Source organism: Halalkalibacter urbisdiaboli (genome assembly GCF_002156385.1).
GTDB classification, from domain to species: domain Bacteria; phylum Bacillota; class Bacilli; order Bacillales; family Bacillaceae_D; genus Halalkalibacter_A; species Halalkalibacter_A urbisdiaboli.
In genome coordinates this window covers 1,275,484-1,295,685 of the sequence record NZ_MVJM01000002.1, presented here as the reverse complement: position 1 = coordinate 1,295,685, position 20,202 = coordinate 1,275,484, and the positions used below count along the sequence as shown (strand labels likewise).

General features: G+C 38.2%; 17 protein-coding genes and 1 pseudogene. 5 read left to right on the top strand and 13 right to left on the bottom strand.

What is annotated here, in order from left to right; translation table 11 throughout:
* The first annotated feature begins 4 nt into the window (after positions 1–4).
* Both B1R93_RS13955 and B1R93_RS13950 read left to right on the top strand, forming a co-directional pair.
* A complete protein-coding gene (locus B1R93_RS13955; RefSeq protein ID WP_088104553.1) occupies positions 5–904 on the top strand; it encodes a glycine betaine ABC transporter substrate-binding protein in 900 nt (299 codons plus the stop codon).
* Positions 905–1,229: 325 nt separating this feature from the next.
* Positions 1,230–3,197 (top strand): methyl-accepting chemotaxis protein, encoded by a 1,968-nt coding sequence (locus B1R93_RS13950; RefSeq protein ID WP_133058650.1) that lies wholly within the window; start codon positions 1,230–1,232, stop codon positions 3,195–3,197.
* Between the two features lie 65 nt (positions 3,198–3,262).
* Here the strand turns inward: B1R93_RS13950 and B1R93_RS13945 are convergent, their stop codons facing one another.
* A complete protein-coding gene (locus tag B1R93_RS13945; RefSeq protein ID WP_088104551.1) occupies positions 3,263–3,718 on the bottom strand; it encodes a VOC family protein in 456 nt (151 codons plus the stop codon).
* Positions 3,719–3,931: 213 nt separating this feature from the next.
* Positions 3,932–4,159, bottom strand: coding sequence for a hypothetical protein (locus tag B1R93_RS13940; protein WP_088104550.1), 228 nt, complete (start codon positions 4,157–4,159; stop codon positions 3,932–3,934).
* 372 nt (positions 4,160–4,531) lie between these two features.
* On the opposite strand from B1R93_RS13940, the gene B1R93_RS13935 reads away from it, so the two are divergent.
* The gene (locus tag B1R93_RS13935) at positions 4,532–5,749 is read left to right on the top strand and encodes a sensor histidine kinase (protein ID WP_088104549.1); all 1,218 of its coding nucleotides are present in this window, start codon (positions 4,532–4,534) and stop codon (positions 5,747–5,749) included.
* Positions 5,750–5,800: 51 nt separating this feature from the next.
* Here B1R93_RS13935 and B1R93_RS13930 read toward each other — a convergent pair.
* The 4 genes and pseudogenes from B1R93_RS13930 to B1R93_RS13915 form a co-directional block, all read right to left on the bottom strand.
* Positions 5,801–6,487 (bottom strand): annotated as a pseudogene (locus B1R93_RS13930) (FecCD family ABC transporter permease); the annotation flags it as partial.
* A gap of 36 nt (positions 6,488–6,523) precedes the next feature.
* Positions 6,524–7,585 (bottom strand): sulfite oxidase, encoded by a 1,062-nt coding sequence (locus B1R93_RS13925; protein WP_088104548.1) that lies wholly within the window; start codon positions 7,583–7,585, stop codon positions 6,524–6,526.
* Positions 7,586–7,755: 170 nt separating this feature from the next.
* Positions 7,756–8,508 (bottom strand): SIMPL domain-containing protein, encoded by a 753-nt coding sequence (locus B1R93_RS13920; protein WP_165763820.1) that lies wholly within the window; start codon positions 8,506–8,508, stop codon positions 7,756–7,758.
* An 89-nt stretch (positions 8,509–8,597) separates the two neighbouring features.
* Entirely contained in the window at positions 8,598–9,716 is a 1,119-nt protein-coding gene (locus B1R93_RS13915) for a glycoside hydrolase family 88/105 protein (RefSeq protein WP_088104546.1), read from the bottom strand.
* 397 nt (positions 9,717–10,113) lie between these two features.
* Here B1R93_RS13915 and ppc point away from each other — a divergent pair, with 397 nt between their 5' ends.
* The gene (gene ppc / locus B1R93_RS13910) at positions 10,114–12,867 is read left to right on the top strand and encodes a phosphoenolpyruvate carboxylase (RefSeq protein ID WP_088104545.1); all 2,754 of its coding nucleotides are present in this window, start codon (positions 10,114–10,116) and stop codon (positions 12,865–12,867) included.
* A gap of 104 nt (positions 12,868–12,971) precedes the next feature.
* Here the strand turns inward: ppc and B1R93_RS13905 are convergent, their stop codons facing one another.
* The 6 genes from B1R93_RS13905 to B1R93_RS13885 all read right to left on the bottom strand — a co-directional run bounded on the left by B1R93_RS13905 (position 12,972) and on the right by B1R93_RS13885 (position 19,080).
* On the bottom strand, positions 12,972–13,742 hold the full coding sequence (locus tag B1R93_RS13905; RefSeq protein WP_088104544.1) for an IclR family transcriptional regulator: 771 nt from the start codon (positions 13,740–13,742) through the stop codon (positions 12,972–12,974).
* Positions 13,743–14,213: 471 nt separating this feature from the next.
* Entirely contained in the window at positions 14,214–14,420 is a 207-nt protein-coding gene (locus B1R93_RS13900) for a twin-arginine translocase TatA/TatE family subunit (RefSeq protein ID WP_088104543.1), read from the bottom strand.
* A 30-nt stretch (positions 14,421–14,450) separates the two neighbouring features.
* On the bottom strand, positions 14,451–15,887 hold the full coding sequence (locus tag B1R93_RS13895; RefSeq protein ID WP_088104542.1) for an alkaline phosphatase PhoX: 1,437 nt from the start codon (positions 15,885–15,887) through the stop codon (positions 14,451–14,453).
* Between the two features lie 317 nt (positions 15,888–16,204).
* Positions 16,205–18,046 (bottom strand): Eco57I restriction-modification methylase domain-containing protein, encoded by a 1,842-nt coding sequence (locus B1R93_RS13890; RefSeq protein WP_088104541.1) that lies wholly within the window; start codon positions 18,044–18,046, stop codon positions 16,205–16,207.
* A 120-nt stretch (positions 18,047–18,166) separates the two neighbouring features.
* Positions 18,167–18,325 (bottom strand): hypothetical protein, encoded by a 159-nt coding sequence (locus tag B1R93_RS23040; RefSeq protein ID WP_165763819.1) that lies wholly within the window; start codon positions 18,323–18,325, stop codon positions 18,167–18,169.
* Between the two features lie 122 nt (positions 18,326–18,447).
* Positions 18,448–19,080: a YitT family protein gene (locus B1R93_RS13885; protein WP_088104540.1), complete on the bottom strand. Its 633-nt coding sequence runs from the start codon at positions 19,078–19,080 to the stop codon at positions 18,448–18,450.
* Between the two features lie 138 nt (positions 19,081–19,218).
* On the opposite strand from B1R93_RS13885, the gene B1R93_RS13880 reads away from it, so the two are divergent.
* On the top strand, positions 19,219–19,656 hold the full coding sequence (locus tag B1R93_RS13880; protein WP_088104539.1) for an Lrp/AsnC family transcriptional regulator: 438 nt from the start codon (positions 19,219–19,221) through the stop codon (positions 19,654–19,656).
* Here B1R93_RS13880 and B1R93_RS23035 read toward each other — a convergent pair.
* Complete coding sequence (locus B1R93_RS23035) at positions 19,653–19,799, bottom strand: hypothetical protein (protein ID WP_088104538.1); 147 nt, start codon at positions 19,797–19,799, stop codon at positions 19,653–19,655. The two genes, B1R93_RS13880 and B1R93_RS23035, sit on opposite strands and share 4 nt — an antisense overlap.
* Positions 19,800–20,202: the final 403 nt, after the last annotated feature.

Genomic DNA, 20,202 nt, shown 5'->3' with positions numbered 1-20,202 from the left:
TTAGATGAAGAAAATGAAAGTAAGTATTTTTTTTCTACTTGTTTTTATGCTGTTAGCAGGATGCGGAGCGAATGATCAAGGTGGTGGTGACACGCCTCCTGCAGAAACTGGCGGTGAAAATAAAGATGTTACGATTCGTTTCGGTGTAACCCCTTGGACAAGTACGATTCCACCAACAAAAGTAGCAAGACTTATTATTGAAGATATGGGATACACAGTGAATGAAACCAATGCCGATGCTGGTGGTGTGTATACAGGTATGTCTAGAGGGGACTTAGATGTATTTATGGATGCCTGGTTACCAGTCATGCATGCAAATTATATGGAGAAGTATGGAGATACGTTAGATGATACAGCAGTTAGTTATTCCGAAGGTGAGTTAGGTTGGGTCATACCGACCTATGTAGAAGGCATTGATTCAGTCGAGGACCTTAAAGGAAAAGAAGACCAATTTGGTGGGAAAATATACGGAATTGAAGAAGGCGCGGGAATGACGGTGACTTCACGTGAAATGATTGACGAAGTAGGGCTTGATCTTGAATATGTAGCCTCAAGTGAGGGTGGTATGCTTGCGCAAGCTCAGCGATTAATGTCAAATAACGAACCTGTACTTTTCTTAGGTTGGCGTCCGCATCCAATGTTCGCTAATTATGATCTTAAAGTCCTTGAGAGCCCTGGTGAATATTTTCAAACTTCAGAAGTACATGTTATCACAAACAATGAGCTTAAAGAGCGAGCACCGGAGGTTTATGAATTCTTAAGTAACTGGAGCATGGATGTAACTGATATTGAAGAAATGATCGTGCAAATTGAAGACGAAGGAAGAGATGCTGAGGAAGTAGCACGAGAATGGATCGACAATCATCAAGAAGAAGTTGCTGCAATGCAAGGTAATAATGAGTAAAAAAACATGAAGGGGCTGTTCAATAAAGCAGAAATAGTGTTAGGCAATGGCTCCGTTCGCTACGCCCCTTACGACGAGAACATGAGTCTCCTTTCATTGACTACCGATGTTAGGTGCTCCGCCTATTAAACCCACTTATCGTAAGAAATTTAATTGCTTCGAGAGTGTCTCAAAAGGTCAAAAATAGGCCTATTGGGACATTCTCTTTATGTACTTAAAGGACTAAAAAGAAAGGACTAATAAAAGCGACTAAATATATAGATTTTATTGGAATAAAGGTGTAAAATTGGATAGGTTTATAAAGAAAAGCGGAGGAGAGAACACCTTGTCAAAGTCAGTAAAATCAAAACTTTTTATTTCGTTATTATTAGTATCTATCATTCCATTATTTCTCATTAGTACGATTGTTTATTTTAAGACCAATCAAGGGTTTCAAACAGTATTGGAAGATAATCAACATGCCACGAAGGAAACAATTTCAACGCAACTGAACAATCTATCTCAAGACCTTCTTACGCTTACAAAAGCGTATGCAAACAATCAAGAAATTTTAGAGTCCTTTCAACGTGGTGATCGTGAACAACTAGCATTAACGGTTCAACCGATCTTTGAACGATTACAAAATGAACACCAAGTGGATGTTTTTGAATTTGGGACAGTAGACGGCGAAGTATTTTTTAGAGGGCATAATCCTGAAAAATTTGGAGATGACAAAAGCGATAAGCCAGCTATTCAAGCAGCCCTAAGAGAAGAGGAGATAACAGGGTTTGAATTCGGAAATAGTGGTTTGGCTGTTCGGGCTTTTGTTCCTCTTATGTATGAGAACAAAATAATCGGAACCTTACAAACGGGACTAAACGGGGGAGCTATCGAATCAATTACGGGCTCTTTAAAAGGTGTCCAGCTAAACATTATGGATACAGAAGGACAAATTTTAGTTGCCACTGAGCAGCAACAGGTTGGTACGCTTTTTGAAGATACGTCTATTCTCCAAGAGGTCATAGCAGGTAAAGAGGTTAAGAAAGAAAGCGAGCATTATTATCAACTTTTTATACCATTGTATGATCCAACGAATACAGAGGTAATTGGGCTCACGCAAATAAAGCAAGACATAACAGTTATTAAGACAATTAACCATCAAATATACCTTTATCTATTGATTGTTGGACTGGCAACACTTGTTGCTGTCGTTATAACTGCTTATTTCTTAAGTAGAGGGTTTTCACAGCCTATAAAGCAGATTACATCCATTATGAGGGAAATATCAAAAGGGAACCTCAATAATGAGGTGATTGGAAAAAGTAGAAAAGATGAATTTGGTCAATTATCAAAATCGATCCTAAGCACACAATCAAATCTGAAGGAAATGATTGAAACAATTTCCCAGCTTTCTAAAGTAGTAAAGGAACAAGCAACGTTCATGAAACAATCTTGTATTGAAATAACGAGTGGTAGTAATCAAATAGCGTCTGCAATACAGGAGTTATCTACTGGTGCAGATCAACAAGCGAATTCGTCCACTATAATAGCGGAAAATATGGATACCTTCTCCAATCGGATTATTGAAGTGAATGAGAATGGTTCGTTAATCGTAAAAGCTTCTAGTGAGGTTTTAAGCATTACTGAAACTGGAAATGGTTTGATGAATCAATCAATGGAGCAAATGAACCGGATTTATGAAATCGTAACAGAAGCGGTTCAGAAGGTACAAGGGCTTGATCGTCAGTCAAAGGAAATTTCAAATTTAGTTACTGTGATTAATACCATTGCTGAACAAACGAATTTATTAGCATTAAATGCGGCAATTGAAGCAGCTAGAGCTGGCGAGCACGGAAAAGGGTTTGCGGTTGTTGCTGGGGAAGTGCGAAAGCTAGCGGAACAAGTATCGCAGTCTATTCACGATATTACAGGGATTGTTAACAATATCCAAACCGAATCAAATGGTGTTGTAGAATCATTAACGAAGGGTTACCAGGAAGTCGAAGAGGGAACAAACCAGATAAAGGTTACACGTGAAACGTTTGAGCGTATTAATCAGGCTGTAATCGACATGGTAAGCAAAATACAAACTATTTCAACGAACTTAACAGAAATACAGAAAAATAGTAAAGAAATAAACGAGTCAATTGAAACAAATGCTTCAATCTCTCAAGAATCAGCTGCTAGTATTGAAGAAACATCGGCATCTGTTCAGCAAACAAATAGTTCAATTGAACATTTATCGTCAAATGCTGATTCTTTAGAAAATCTGTCTAATGAGTTACAAACAATGGTTGGAAAGTTTAAGTTCTAGGTAAAAAGGGTGTCTTAAAAGGGCTTGTTACTGCCCTTTTAAGACACCCCAATTTTAGGTATATATTAGTTCACGCCACGCATCGCCCCAAATACGATATTATACCCGTCAGGATCTTGGATATGCGCGTTTTTAAATTCCCAATCTCCATGCGAGCCGGTAAATGGTTCAATCGCTACAATCCCCCCTTTTTCACGTATTTCATTAACCAATACGTCTAAGTCATCCCAGCTAACGTGAATGTAAGTATCCCAGCCGTAATCAGGACCTTGCCATTCCGTCGGATAGTCTTGCCGTTTTTTAGAAGGTTTATTAGGGCGAACATCATCAGAAGAAGCAGCTTGCTGAAGAATGAAAATCATGCCATCCCGTTCAGCGTGTCCCCACCCATCAATTTGACAGCCGAGCACATCACGGTAATATTCCTGAGACCTTTTTAAGTCAGAGACCAATCGTACTTGAATCGTTAACCCTAAAGTCGCTTTTTCGGTAGGACTTGCCTGTATAGTTTGTTCGTTCATGCAAATGCTCCTTTTTTTTAACCAACAAAGGTCATTTTTTTCTCCTGAAGTTACATGGATGAGTACGACTTATTTAATATATTCTTTCTTTTTGACGGTAAACCTTTATATTCTGTTTATGTTTTTTTAATACCTCTAGGTTGGAGAGATGCTGAATTTGTATCGCTTAATATAGGAAAAGAGCCACCCTATTGAGGTTGACTCTATTATAAATTATTCTTCACAAGGGACTTCAGTTGAAAGAGTAACAGAAGCGTGTGCAGCAAAGTTCAGCTTATCTAGAGCATTACCATTTGTAACGGTAAACGCATAGGTGCTGCCATTTAAATCAGTTGCTTTATACTGATATTGTCTAGGCTTTGAGTAAGATGGTTTGTCTGTTCCAACGTATAAATGAACGTCATTTAGTTTTACATTTTCATTCACTGCATAAGTTTTCATATTTTTATAGTCTCCTTTTAGATAAATTTTTACTAAGAGGGCCGGTTACACCACTAGCTTCTTATAACCTTAGGTGTCCATGTAAAAGGTTATAGATTATCGTTTCCTTAAGTCTTAATACCTAGATATTTTCACCTTAAGTTATTGTTACCACATAATAAGATTAATAATATTATATCCGCAGTTTAATATATTTATATTAGGAAGAGCAATTTTTTAAGTCGGACTAGGTTCTTCTACATATGACTAATGATATAATATTTAAATAAAATAGTTTTTAGATATTTGACTAGAGCTAAAATTTATTAGATAGTTAAAATAGGAAATTTTTACGGTTATTGACTTGACTTCAATATCGAAAAAGGAGTCTATATGAAGGAGCTTTATACACGAATTCAGAAGAAGTTATATTATATTACACTGTTAATCATTATCATTCTTATGTGCCTGAGTTTATTCGTCGTTCATGATCGATATGAAGGATTTGAGTTAGGTTATTTGGTTCATCTATTGCTAGTTATTTTATTTGCTACATGTTTAATAATCTACCCTAAGTACGAAATTCAAGCGATTCGTATTGCCATTATTACAATTGGAAGTATTTATTTTTATGTGCTCTTTTATTTGTATCCAGAAACTTCATCGACGTTTATCTTTCTTTGTTTTATTCCTGCTATTTCAATCTTGTTTTTTGATCCGAGAATTTTTTATTTTTCATTACTACTAAATGGAATTTTTATTACACTAACGTTTAGTTATATTATGGTATTTGATGAAGCAAATTTGTACCCTCATATCAAAAATGATTTAATTGGAAATAGCATAAATTTTATTGCTAGCCAAGTTATCCTTTATTTTTTGTTTTATTTATCTTACGTTCGTGTCAAAAGGCAACAGCTTTACTTTGAGCAAGTGCAACAAACAGAGCGAATTCGGGCAACTGGACAGGTTGCTGCAGCGGTAGCACATGAAATTAGAAATCCGTTGACGGTCGTTAAAGGATTTTTACAGTTTTACGAACAAAGCATGCCAGATAAAGATAAGAAAAAAAAGCATTTTGCATTAATGATAAGTGAATTAAACACGGCAGAACAAGTTATTTCACAATATTTGTCTATCTCCAAGCCTAGTCAAGAAAAACGTTTAGAAACGTTAAACGTGAAGGAAACCCTCAAAAGTGTGACCGATTTGCTAAAGTCATATGGTTTGTTATATGACAATGAAATTAATTTATATGTGGAGGATCAGTGTTATATACGGGGCAACGGCATCGAGCTGAAGCAAGTATTAATAAATATTATTAAGAATGCTATTGAGGCCTCTAAAAAGGGGGACACAGTTCAAGTGAGGGCCAAAAAAAGAAAAGAGTTTATTGAAATAGAAGTGGTTGATCGTGGATGTGGGATGACAGATACAGAAATCCATGCTCTTGGCACACCTTTTTATTCCTTGAAAAGTAAAGGGACAGGGCTTGGTCTCATGATATGCTATAACATTGTTGAAAAATTCAATGGGACACTTCAATTTAGTAGTTCAAAAGATGAGGGAACAACAGTAACGTTAACCTTTCCGGTCATCAAAAATAGCTAATCAGTTAAAAACTCCTTGAGGATTCATTCTCAAGGAGTTTTTATACATAGTTTATGCTTTTTTTAATAATAAATACATAAAATAAGGAGCACCAATTAAGGCAACCATGACCCCGGCTGCAACGCCTTCAGGTTCGACTATATTCCGACCGATCGTGTCAGCAAATAATAAAAGCCAGCCCCCAATTAATATAGCAACTGGGAGAAATAACTGATTTCGAGGCCCAACTAACGCTTTTGCAATATGTGGCGCCATCAAGCCTATAAAAGCAATTCCTCCAGTAACAGATACGGCAGAAGCAGCTAAGGCAACCGCAGTCAAAAGCAGGACGATTCTCTCTTTTTCAATCGCTACACCGACTCCGATAGCAACTGGTTCACTTAAACCAAGAAGGTTTAAGCGATTCGCTTTATATAACGTAAAAGGAATAAGCGTAAGTAGCCAAGGTAGCAGCGCCATAATGAATGGCCAATCAGCTCCCCAAATGTTTCCAGCTAACCATTTTGCGATAAAATCGACCTTTGCCCGTTCAGCAGAAGAAATAAGGACAATCATCATCCCAGAGAGTGCTAATGAAAACCCAACACCAATTAGGATTAGGCGAATTGGTTGAAGCCCAGTTTGTTTGTCGAAGGAGAATACGTAAATGAGCAAGGCTGTCACAAAAGCACCGATGAATGCGACAAGTGGCAGAAAGTAGACAAAGGAGCCAGCTTGAATGGGTGCATATAAAAAGAATGAGGAATTCCTATCCCCATTAAATGGTATTAAGTGCTATTTAATGTTTACGGTAATGTGATCCATTGCATGATAACCATAGCCTTTTCGATTCCAAAAAGCGGTGTATGGCTGGGTTCGTTCAGTAGAGTCGGTTGCTTTGCTTAAAATGGTGTATTCTCCTTGTTGATGAACGGTCCATTCATAGGTCCAGGTGGTCCATTCATATTTGCTTCCTTTCATAATTTTAGCATCTGCCCATGTTTCGCCATTATCAATACTAATTTCCACTTTAGAAATCTCGCCTTGCCCAGTCCAAGCAATGCCTTCTATTGTATGGATTCCGGTACGAAGGATTTCCATATGTAATGGTTGCTGTATCGTAGAATTGACATGCATTGTTGTAACTGGATAGGAATCCTTGTTGCTATTTTTATGAGGATAGTAAACATAATCCTTCGTTTGAAATGGACCCTGAAAGGAAGAGTCTATAACAATGATTTGTTTAACCCATTTAACTGAAGCCATCCCGTACCATTGGGGAACGATTAATCGCAGTGGGTAACCGTGTTTATAGGGGATAGGCTGCTCGTTATATTCGTAGGCGATCATTGTATCAGGATGAAGAGCTTTAACAAGAGGAAGACTTCTTACATAACGATGCATCTTTGTTAATTCAGGCTGCGTTCCAAAGTCATAGCCCTCGAATACAACCTCTTTAGCACCGGCTTCGATGCCGGAATAATCGAGCAACGTACGTAAAGGAACACCCGTCCAATAGCCTTGACTCATAGCACCCTTTTCCCACTGTTCACCAAATGTTTTAGGTTCAAAAAAGTGGCGCTTATTACCTGCGCATTCCAATAAGACATTTAATGTTTTAGATGGGAGATTGATAATATCTTGCAACGAAAATATAGTTGGTTTCTTCACAGAACCCGAGATTGGTAGCCAGTAATTTGAATGTGTTAGAAGAGGATAGGGAAAGTGATTTCGTTTATAAAACAAGGGCGTATCAATCACACGCTTTTTTAGAAAATGAATAGGGGACTCTTGATTTTCAGGGTGTAGGCTATGTGTAGTAAGAGAAGGCATTACAGGGAAAAATCGATTTGACATGATAAACCTCCCGGAAATATGACGTTCGTTAATTCTATGATAGGAAGCTAGTCATTACGATTTATTTAAGTCTGATTTTAATAATTGTAAAAAAAACGGGGATGTCCCAAGGTTCGTTCTGAACCTTTGGGACATCCTATTTGGTTTAATGTTAGAGAAGAAGAGCATCATTAATTTAAACGATAGACGATATCAACTTGTTGAGAAATGGTAATTTCACCAGCTTCAATCATCGTTGGTGCTCTACCGATATCATTCGCTTCATCTGTTGCTACTTCATTAAAATGTTTCAGTGGGTAATTTGTTTGAGCTGCTTGATCAGTAATTTGTAGAACGCCTCCACGTTTTTTTCCAACACTATCTGCTAATACGTCAGCCTTTGCTTTTGCTTTTTCAACAGCGATTTTCAATGCTTCATGCTCGAGTGTTTCGGGATTTTGTAAGCTGAATTGAACGTGTTCAATTCGATTGGCACCTGCACTAGCAGCTTTATCAATGAAAGCTCCAAGATTATCGATGTCTGTGAATTCCACTTTTAAAATATGTTCTGCTCGATACCTTACGTCTTTACTCATCGTTCCATCTGAGTTGTACTGATGCTCTGGGTAGACATTAAAGCGAGAGGTTTGGATCTGTTTTTCATCAATCCCTGCCTCTATTAAAGTCTTACGCAATGCATTGATGTTCTTGTTCACTTCTTCTTGTGCTTCGCTGGCAGATGATGCGAGGGCAGATGCCCCTAAGTGCACATAAGCTACGTCAGGCTTAGCATGTACTTCTCCTGAACCACTGGCGATAATCGTTCCATCTTGCCCAGCAGCTAATACCTCTGTTGGCGTATCTTCTTTAGAACCACTGAACAGTAGTAGGCTGAGTGCAGCAACGACAATGATTGTCCCAACTTGAATGATTTTCTTTTTCACGTGAAACACCCCTTTCGGTTATGCGAATATAACGATAGCATGCCGAAAGAGGTTACAAAAAAAACATATAAGATAGAAAAAGTTGTTATTTATGAAGGAACTCGAGAGTTTATTAATAGCTTAATTTCATTATAAGCCATTAGTAAAGGAGCTACCCCGTGTCCGTTGTTTGTTACAATGGGTTCACCACTAATATAGTATTCATAGTCACCATTACGTACAACGCCTGTCTCAGGATGTGTACCGAGTCCCGCGCTTTTACAAATACCACCTAGCAATACTTCACCATGTTCTACAGTCACATAGTGTTCAACGGTTCCGTCAAAGGCTGCTTTTCCGAATGTAATGTATTCAGAAGAAAGATAGCCTAATCGAGCACCTTTTAATAATGCATAGGATAGCATTAGTGTTCCACTTGACTCTAAGTAATTTCCTTTTCGACCACTGAATTCAACAACTTGGTACCACATTCCACTATAGTGCTGATAGCGTAGCATCCCATCAACGGCTTCTGTTAATAAATCTTTTAATTCGCTTGTATCAACATTTTCGCCTTCAAGTAATTCTAGTATGTCAACGAGCGCCATGACGTACCAACCAACAGCACGGCCCCATACATGTGGAGATAATCCACTTTCTTTGTCAGACCAAAACATTTTACGGCTTTCATCATAAGCATGATAATATAACTGTGTTTCTTCATCAAAAAGTAGCTTACGCGCTTGTCTAAATTGGTTCAAGGTATCAGAGTAGTCTTTATTCACCTCAAACTCTTTTATATATTGAACATAAAACGGCTGCCCCATGTAAAGACCGTCCATCCAGATTTGATGCGGGTAATTACTTTTATGCCAGAAGTTCCCAGATTCTGTTCGTGGGTACGTTTCTAACTGCTTATAGATTAAATCTATTACTTTTTTATAGCGAGAATCCTTTTCTTTATCGTAAAGCGTAAATAGAATAGCCGTCATTCTAATTTGATCAATGCTGTAGTAGTTAATATCAATTTGTTCAACATCACCATTTTCATCAACAAGACGGTCTATAAATTGCTTAACAAATTGATAGTCTTCCTCATGACCGGTTTGCTCATAGCTATCTAAATATGCCTTCAGAATGCAACCTTCAATATAATGCCATCTGAGCGAATACCACTTTTCGCTGTTTTTATACTGTTCTTTCAGCTTTTCAATCAATTCATATGACATTCTACACACACCCCGGATTTTAGTTTTGATCATCAACGAACATAGATTACAAGACACCAAATAACAACGTTGTTAAATCCATTAAAAGGGATTTTGAAAACGTTGTCAATAGAAAAATGGTGATTTCTCCTTATTAAAAATGAACAAATGAATAGATAAATGAATGTTGTAAAATATAAGACCCTTTTAGGCAGGAAGATAGATGAAGAAGGCTGTAGAACTCATCCGTTTTTTTATGCGAACGCTAGAGAAAGTGCTTCGTTGGGACCCATTATGTCCCTGATGGTCAAAAGTTAGCCCTTTAGTTAATTAGCCCAATCGGTTATAATTAAAGTTAAAAGTTCCAAATAACAGAACGTAAACGATTGAATTTACGGAATATTAGGAGGATAAGTGTATGTTAGATGTAGCAGATAGTAGCTCTCTATTACGCAATGATGTCAAAAAGCTCGGGAATATTCTAGGGGAGATTCTTGTACACCACGGAGGCATTTCCCTTTTTAACAAAGTTGAAGAAATTAGAGAAACAACGAAAAATCTACGTAAAGATTATAACGAGGAAGCATACAAGAAGCTAAAGGAAGAAATCAGCAACTTGAAACCGCCAATTCGTCAACAGGTGATACGTGCATTCTCTATTTACTTTCACCTCGTAAACATTGCTGAACAAAATCACCGTATTCGCCGTCGTCGTCAATATCAACTACAAGAAGATGGTGTGATTCAGCCGGTTTCGATTGAAAGTGCTGTTAAATCAGTTAAAGAAAATAATTATTCAAATGACGAAATTCAAAAAGTGTTAAATGATTTGTCAATTGAATTAATTATCACAGCCCATCCAACAGAGGCGACAAAGAGAACTGTATTAGAAATTCAAAAGCGAATTTCAACGATTCTCCAGGAGTTTGATAATCCAAGGTTAACGAAGAAGGAAAGAAAAAAGTTAGATGAGAGCTTGTTTAATGAAGTCACTTCACTATGGCAAACGGATGAATTAAGACACCGCAAACCAACTGTTTTGGACGAAGTGAAAAATGGCCTCTATTATTTTAACGAGACATTATTTGAAGTATTACCAGATATTCATCAGGAGTTAGAAGACCAGTTGGAAGACTATTATCCTGATAGCAAATATAATGTGCCAAACTTCCTTCATTTCGGTTCGTGGATTGGTGGGGATCGTGATGGAAATCCGAATGTAACACCTGAAGTTACATGGGAAACATTACTTCTTCAAAGAAAGCTTGTCGTCAAAAAGTATGAGCAAGCTATCGTCGACCTGATGAAGCGTTTCGGTCAATCAACATCACGTGTTGATATTAATGAGAAACTTATTGCTTCCGTCGAACAGGATGAAGCAAATTACATGGAAAAAGGCGAAGCATGGCAAGTTGAAGCTGAGGTGTATCGTCGTAAATTTGCGATTATTCTTAAGCGTTTACGTCATGTTGGTAAATCAGCAGCTGGCTATAAAAAAGCGGAAGAATTGTTAAATGATTTAATCTTGATTAAAGAAAGTGCAGAGGAGCATCAACCGTCGAATCGTAAATTGAAAACGATTCGAAAATTAATTCGCCAAGTTCAATTATTTGGATTCCATTTAGCAACATTAGACATCCGTAATCATAGTGGTGAACATGAATCAGCCATTGCAGAAATTTTAAAGGTTGTTGATATTACAGAAGATTACGCTTCACTACCGGAAGAAGAAAAAATTCGGATCCTTAAAGATGTCCTAAGTGACCCGAGACCAATTATGCTTCTTGAAGAGGATTATTCGAAAGAGACGCAAGAAATCTTCAAAGTGTTCCAGATGATTAAAAAGGCCCATACTGAATTTGGCCAGCGTTCGATTCAAGTCTATCTCGTAAGTATGACCCAATCATCAAGTGATTTACTTGAAGTACTTGTGCTTGCGAAAGAAGCAGGTATTTATCGTTTACATGCGGATGGGAAAGTAGAAAGCAATTTAAATGTTGCGCCACTCCTTGAAACGATTGATGACCTTGTGGCAGGGCCGAAGATCATGAAAACGCTATTTGAAATGGACGTATATCGTAATCACATTAAAGAGCGTGGCGACCACCAGGAAATCATGCTTGGTTATTCAGATGGTAGTAAAGATGGTGGTACGCTAACAGCGAATTGGAAGCTCTTCAAGGCTCAACAAGAAATCCACGAGATGGCAAGAGATTTTAACATTGGTTTAAAATTCTTCCATGGTCGCGGTGGTTCATTAGGACGTGGGGGCGGCCCATTAAATCGCAGTATTTTATCACAGCCAGCTGAAACATTAGGTGATGGTGTAAAGATTACGGAGCAGGGAGAAGTTCTTTCTTCACGCTATTTACTAGGTGACATTGCCTACCGTAACCTTGAACAGGCTGCTTCGGCACTACTCGAGGCTTCAGCTCGTGCTTCAAGAAAATTAGAAAATGGCGATTTATTAAATAAAGCTTGGGAAAAGGCGATGGAAGAGATTTCGTCATACTCATTAAAGAAATACCAATCACTCGTGTTTGGCGATGAGGATTTCTTAACATATTTTAAACAAGCAACGCCACTAGGGGAGCTTGCTGCCTTAAACATTGGTTCTCGTCCAATGAGTCGTAAAGGGAGTCAGCGCTTTGAAGACTTACGTGCGATTCCTTGGGTATTTGCTTGGACACAATCAAGACAAATGCTACCAGCATGGTTCGCGGCAGGTACTGGTTTAGAGTCATTTGCTACGAAGAGTGAGGGGAATCTCCAATTATTACAGGAAATGTATAAGAAATGGCCATTTTTCCAATCAACGATTAATAATCTTCAAATGGCGCTAATGAAAGCTGACTTAACAACAGCTAAGGAATACATTCACTTAGTAGAAGATCAAACGATTGCGGAGCGAATCTTTACAAACATTTCCGACGAGTATAAGAGAACGAAGGACATCCTTCTTAAAATCTCTGGAAATAAAGAACTTCTTGATCATACACCAAACATTCAAGAAACAGTGTATCGACGCAATCCTTATGTCGATCCACTTAACTTCTTACAGGTTGATCTCATCCAGAAAATGCGTAATTCGGAAGAGAAATCTGAAGAAATTTTAACAGAGGTGCTCTTAACAATAAGTGGTGTTGCAGCAGGTCTTGTTAACACAGGCTGATTTCCTCTAACCTAACAAAACCCTTAAGATGACAAAAGAGTCATTCTTAAGGGTTTTTTAATCGTATTTTATGAGGGCACTGAAAAAAAAAGTAAGATAACTTTTTAGTCATTAATTCCACGGTAGCCGAGACTATATGACATTTCTTTAGCATATGTCTTCGTTTTCTTGATGATTTCAGGCTCTCTCGGATCAAATCGATGCGTAGGTCCGATAATTGAGAGAGAATAGACAACCTTACCTGTATAGTCACGGATTGGCGCCGCGATTGTTGCGACACCTTCCTGGAGTTCTTCGATGCTTATCGCGTAACCACGCGTCTTAACGTTCTGTAGCATGTTCAAAAATTCGTCAGGCTCCGATGAATATTTTGTCGTTGAAAGCTCCTCATCAAAATATTTAGTTAAGAACGAATCGCTTTGATAAGCAAGAAATACTTTTCCTGCACTGGTACAATGGAGCGGGTTTTTATGCCCAAGATGAGTCACAATTTGAACAGGCTGTTTGCTATTTACGCGTAAAATATCAATAATCGATCGCTCTTGAAAAATCGTAATATTTGCCGTTTCACCGACTTCGGTCACGAGCTGTTGAAGGTAGGGCGCGGCTTCTCGTCTCACCTCTAAATTTGCAGTTACAACTGAATAGAGTGGGATAATCGAGAGACCGAGGCGATATTTTTGAGTTTCAGGGTTTTTCGTGACAAACCCTTCACTTGCAAGCGTTGCCAATAGACGGCTTACCGTACTTTTATTCATCCCTAATGAAGCTGAGATTTCAGTAACTTTTTTTTCCGGCTCGTCGATAGAAAAGCATTGCAAAATTTGTAGTGCTTTTTTTACGGTTGATAGAAGATGTTCATTTCCTGATTCCATTACATAATCTCCTCTATAAAGTCAAAAGTCTGTTGCATTTATCGTACCATAAAACGAATGTAACAACAGGAATATAAAAAAGTACCCTATAGGTAGACCTTTTTATTAGTGTCTACTCTATAGGGTACAGTTTCGGAAGGCACTGAAAAAGGGTGGGTTTCCCTTTTTTCAGTACCCTCCAGTTTCGGGGGGTTTTTAGCCTTCAATGAGCGTAGTTGCTACATCTACGATAGCGAAACGGAGCCATTGCTGTGCACGCTTTAAGCTGTTGAGACAGCCCCTTTTTTCGAGAGACATTGGTTACAGGATTGACATGTTTTTGTACTTGTTTGGGTAGGGTTTGAAGTCGTATTTTTTGTTTGACATGACCTTGACATGAGGGGTCTCCTTTCTGTGTGCCAAAGTAATATAAAAATATGTATAGAGGCATAGGTTGTAAGTCTTTGACCTATGCCTTTCATGTTGCTTGTGTTAGCTTCCAGTCTTCGTTTCTACCTTATCAGTCTGTGACTGTTCATCACGACGCTCACCATGAACTAAATCATTTGTTGCTTTTTTAAATTCCTTTAATGTACTTCCGAATGCTCGTCCAATTTCAGGCAGCTTCGATGGGCCGAAAACAATGAGGGCGATCACAAGAATTAACGTAAGTCCGGGAATACCGATGTTTTGTAGCAATAGTAGACCTCCAATAGGTTAGCATTTTTTTTAAAGAACTGGCATACCGTGACGCTCTAAAGCCGCAGCCTCTAACGGGGACATTCCTTGCTTTTCTGCAAAGGCCATAAGCTTATCTGATATTTGTGGAGCAAGCTGTGCAGGAGGTGCTGCATGATTCATCGCACGTTGACGAGCAGCATTTCTCCGTGCAAATGGTCCCCAAATGGCAAAGGTAAGCCCAGGCGATTGAATATTAATGAAGAGGGTTTGGCCATCAGGTGAGAATACAGGACCTGCGAACTCTGAACCATTTAATTGATTCTCAGCAAATGGATAAACATTTCCTTCCGGTGTTAAACCAATAAGTCGGTCATTACCAGGGCCATCCTCGGCAATCCAAAGATCACCCCAAGGTGTGATCGTAATATTATCAGGCATTTCTAGGTCATTTGATGCTGTCGATTCATAGAAAAGCTCTAACGTATTCGTAGCAGGGAAGTAACGATAGATACGGCCTAAGTTAGCAGAACCAGCACTTGTGTCATCAAACCAAAATGCACCGGCTGAGAACCAAGCACCTTCAAGACGGCTGAAAGCTATGCAGCCAAGGTCTCTAGCATCCTCTTTTGCACGTTCTGGATTGACTTCTTTCCACACAATGCCGAACGTTTGTCCATGTTTAAATTGGCTAGCTGATGATGTTGGCAGCTCATCAATCGCAGCTGCTTCAAGGATACCGCCTTCTTGAAGAGAGCCGAGCTTTTGACTGCGATTATGTGGAGTAAAACGGTATAAGTAACTTGGATTATTATCCTCTGTTAAGTACCAAATGCCAGTTGAAGGATCAACCGCGCATGCTTCATGAGAGAAGTAACCCATATCACGAATTGGTGTTCGTGACATCTCATTTTCAGGATCAAGAGGGTTCACTTCAAATACAAACCCATGTCCAAGGTTACGCGTTTCCTCACAGGTTAACCATGTTCCCCATGTGGACGGCCCGCCTGCGCAGTTACGAATATTCCCGGAATTTGTGACATATTCACTAATTACTTCACGATTTGGCCCGACAACGAGCGCTGTCGTTCCACCGGCAGCACCCTTGCTCCAAGGGTTTTTACCGTTAACCGGAAACTCCGCATTAGTTGATAGCTCATGATTTCGTACTAGAATGGTTGTATTTTTTTCACCTTGAAAGGCAGCCATCCCGTCAAGGTTACCCGGGACATAATCACCATTCGACATTTTGTCGCCTGTTTTTGAGATGATACGGTACTTAAAGCCTTTAGGTAAATCAAGGATTCCATCTGGGTCCTTTACTAAGGGACCATAGCCACCAAAGCCACTTGTAGGAGAGGCTGCTAATCCTTTTTGTAATCCAGTGAAAGAGAAGATTCCTGTCGTTCCTAATGTAAGTGCTAGTGTGCTCATACTTCCAACTTTTAAAAAGTCGCGTCTGTTCATACCTTCATTACGATTCTTCATCATGAACCTCCATTAATTAGATTTAAGGCTGTTTTTCTGTGAAGCACCGTCTATTCAAAAAGGTAACAAATATTCGTTAAAACAAAATGAATAAATCGTAATCTCTTTGTAAAGGGTGGGAATATAAGCCGAATGATAGAGAAGTAAAAGGGATAAGCTTTCGGTTGAGACTTGTTTCTCAATCGAAAGTAACAAAGAGATGAAGGAGGGGAGCGTAATCGACAAGGTGCAACAAAAAAAGGCTAAGGTTTTTGTCATAGACAAGTTACCTTACGCCTTGATTATTTTATAGAATATATTAAAAAATTGTAAAAAGTTCATTGTTCAAGCTTATAGGCGTCGCTGAGAAAGGCATCTAGCGTTTCACCATGATGCTGTTCAATAAACGAGAGCTCTTCATTCGTAAATGGAGGAATGGAAAAATTACGAATATATTTCTTTTGATAACAATAATAACCTCCGCTAATGAGATAGCTCGTATGCTGAATATAATAATCCATGATCGATGAATTCAGTATTTTCGTTAAAACAGGTAAGCTAGGATTAGGTATTTGGTCGTCATCCTCAGTCTCTAATCCATAGATCGCATAACCATTGTTAAATAATGCGTAATCTTCAAACAGTGTAAAGCGTGGTTGCTTTGCATTCGTAGGGGAGATGATTTTTGGACCAAACCTTCCCAATGCTTGTTTTCTACCGTATTCATACCATACGGAAATTTTCGGTTTACCATTATTTCGGGCTGCAAGTTCATCTTGAACCGTTTCTAAGTATCGATACACGTTTGGAAAAAACGTCATGAGTTCGTGCTCTGGAATGACCTCAATGGTTCCTTTTACTGTTTTCCGATAAGGATAGATAATCGAAATGTTTTTCTTCACCTGACCCGTTTGGAAATCAATATTGGAGCCTCCTTTAATCAGAGGTACTGTTATGCTTTTTTCAATCGGGTACACATCACCGTTCCACCATTTATAAAAAAAGCTATCATCCTCATCAAGGGAATCTTCCTTGTTTTGGCCTATCATATAGAGAGCATCCTTTTGGGTAGCAATCCCCGTGCTTATCGCTAGCTTTCTTCCAGCGTGTTCAATTCGATTAATATTTCGTTTCTCTCGCTCTGTTAATAAATGAATGGCGTCAGGGGTAAATTCTTCGTAAGGAGCTTTTTTAAATTGCTGATTTACTTGTATAAGTGTCCTACTTGAAACTGATTTGATGCTGCTGTATTCAAAGCAGTCTTTTGGTGCATGATCCAGCATAATAATGGCAGAATAGGTATGGGCATTCGAGAACAATAGATTATCGTTAAAATCAATTACTTTTTTAACAAGTCGATTTTTAATGAGAATCTCCCTAAGAGGCTCAGCTGCTTTCATTTTCAAAAAATAATTTGGCACAATATAGCCTAACGTCCCCGTCGGCTGTAATCCACGAATTCCCAATTCAAAAAAGGCAAAATAAAGATTAAAACTACCGCTTGTTGCTGTTTTGTACGTTTTTTTAAGTCTAGCTCTAACGTCAGTCGTTAAATCTTGTATGCGTACATAAGGAGGATTACCGACAATGCAATCGAAGCCTTCTTTTATAGCTGGATGGTTAAATTGATCAATGGCATCAAGTTGCGTACTATCATAACAAATAATATTCAACTGGATTTGTTTAACATCGCCATATTCCTTTAACGCTAGCAATGTTAAAATGATTTTCGTTCTTCTTACATTTTCAGCTAAAATATCCATGCCGAAAATAGAGGTTTTAAGGATGTCCAACATGGAAGTAGAAGGGTTTTCCTTTTGTAAATGCTCAGCGGCACGCACTAAAAATGCACCACAGCCACAAGAAAAATCGCAAACAGTTGGGTTTTTATATCGCCCCATCGTTTCGGAAAGAATATAGTCAATGATGTATTCTGGGGTGAAGATAATACCGTTTGCTACTAAAGTCTCTTTTGATAAAAGTGAGTAAAACTGTTCTTCTATGTTTTTTAATGTCCACTCGTTATGAATAGAAAGAAGGAACTCTTCCGTTTCAGGGCAGTCCCTCAAGAGAAGACTTTTTAAAAATGTATTTTGTATTTGATCAGGGTTAAACCCTATTTGCTTAAGAAATATTCGAATGAGTTGACTTTCGATAAAATCATTTATTTTTGTTGTCATGCTTACACCTCATTCTATTATTATAAACAAAAATCATGGAAAAAGGCATAAAAGAAGGGCTGCTCTTCGGTTCAAAAACCTAAGAGCAACCCTTACATTTTAATATAATCCTCACAACAGCTAGCGCTTATTTTGGGAAGGATCCTCACTATGTTGACGCTGAGGGTTCATTTCAGTTATTGCTTTATCAACAACCTCTGTTGCCTTGTCAGCGTGACGGTGATCCTGTTTGGCCTTTTTCTCAATACGATCTAAATTTTTCAGGGAATCGCCTAGCATCATTACACATCCTTTATTGAAGGGATATGATCAGTATATTCCCTTATGAAAAAAATATGTAGAGTTTCACGTGAAACAGGCTATTTTCACAGATGACAAACATGAACCCCCCCCTTAACTATTTACTCGGTAAGCGGAATAGAAGGTCGAGTAGAAGTCGTGTACTGCTTTTGTTTTTTTTCCTTGCTATTTGTCGCAAATTCATTTTTAAAGTAACTAATAATCCTTGAAGTAACTGCAATGGATATAATTGAGAAGATCCCTTTTATAAGCCCGACTGTATAAATGCTTAACAGGACAACAAATAAATCAAATAAAAAATTAATCTTTCCTGGATTCATATGAAAGCGTTGCTGTAAAAACAAGGCAAGAATGTTAGCTCCTCCAAGTGAAGCTCCGTTCATGAATAAGAGTGAAAGGCCCATTCCAATAATTGCCCCACCTATAATAGCACCAGCGAAGGAAGGGATTGTAAAGTCCGGTAGCCACTGATTCATCGTCGTTAACAACGATAACACCGAAACTGAAAATACGGTAGAGACGGTGAAGCGGACTCCCATTCTTAGAAGCGCAAATACGTAAAAGGGAAGATTTATAAAAAAGAACGTAATCGAAAATGGAAAATGGAAAAGGTAGGACAAACTTAAGGCGAGCCCAGCTGTTCCACCCGTCACGATCTGCGAATGGTTTAAAATAAGCACCCCTATACTCGTAAGAAAGCAGGCAATCATCATCATGGCAATTCTTTTTAACATTGTAACCAACCTCCTTATTTTATGATAAAATACTTAAGGGATGTTTTGTATGAAGTTATGAAGGTATTGTCGGTTATCTTTATTCATTTTGAACGAAAAAAGTCTTTCTTATATACGAATTGATAAGAGGTGGGTAAGGTGGATGAAATTGATAAAAAACTATTAATGTTGTTACAGCAAAATGCTCGAATGACTATTAGTGATTTATCTCAAGCGATTGCCTTAAGTCGTCCAAGTATTTCCGAGCGCTTATTACGCTTACAGGAGAAGGGGATTATTGAAGAGTATACGGCGAGAATCTCACTACCTAAAGTAGGAAGAGAGATTATGTTAATTATTCAAGTAAGTGCTCTAAAAGTTTCGCTCCAGGAATTTGAACAATGTGTACAGAACGAGGAGGATATAATTGAATGTCATCGGGTAACTGGGGAGGTTAGTTATTTTCTAAAGGCAGCAGTGGCTGATATGACGAGAATGAGGGAACTAATTGATAAACTAATTCCCTATGGCACCATTAATACGTCAACTGTTATCGGTTCGCCTGTTTCACATCGTTACATATTACCTACCAACTAGTGCTGTTTTCGAGTTTTGTTTGTTAGAAAGCCCCGCTGTTTAGCTAGAAGCATTTTTGCTTCGTTATAGGTTAATCCAGATTGGGCATTTAATCGTTTTACTTCTGTGATATCTGTTCCAGCAACCGTTTGTTTTTTTGTCATTTAAAAAACCTCCAAGTAATCCATTGTATTGATTATTTTTAGCGAAAAATCAAAAAAACATTGACAACATTATTTGGAAAATATAAACTGTTAACAAAATTAACCAAGAGGAGGAGGGTACATCATGGAAAAGCATATGGCATTACGTACAACAATTGAAGATGTGACCCTGCTTTTAGTGCAATAAGGTAATGCAAGCGGATACCTTTGTGTTTTTGCGCAGGTCACCTATGACGTGCGTTTTTTTATTTTTTCTTATGACATCACGCGCGCTCGTGGTGTCTTTTTTATTTTACTTTTAGGAAGAATAAGCTGCTTTTAGCTTTTCTTAATACATTTTTTAGGAGTGATTTTAATGAATGAGGAGATGTGTGTACGGATGATTTATCGTGAGTGGATTAAA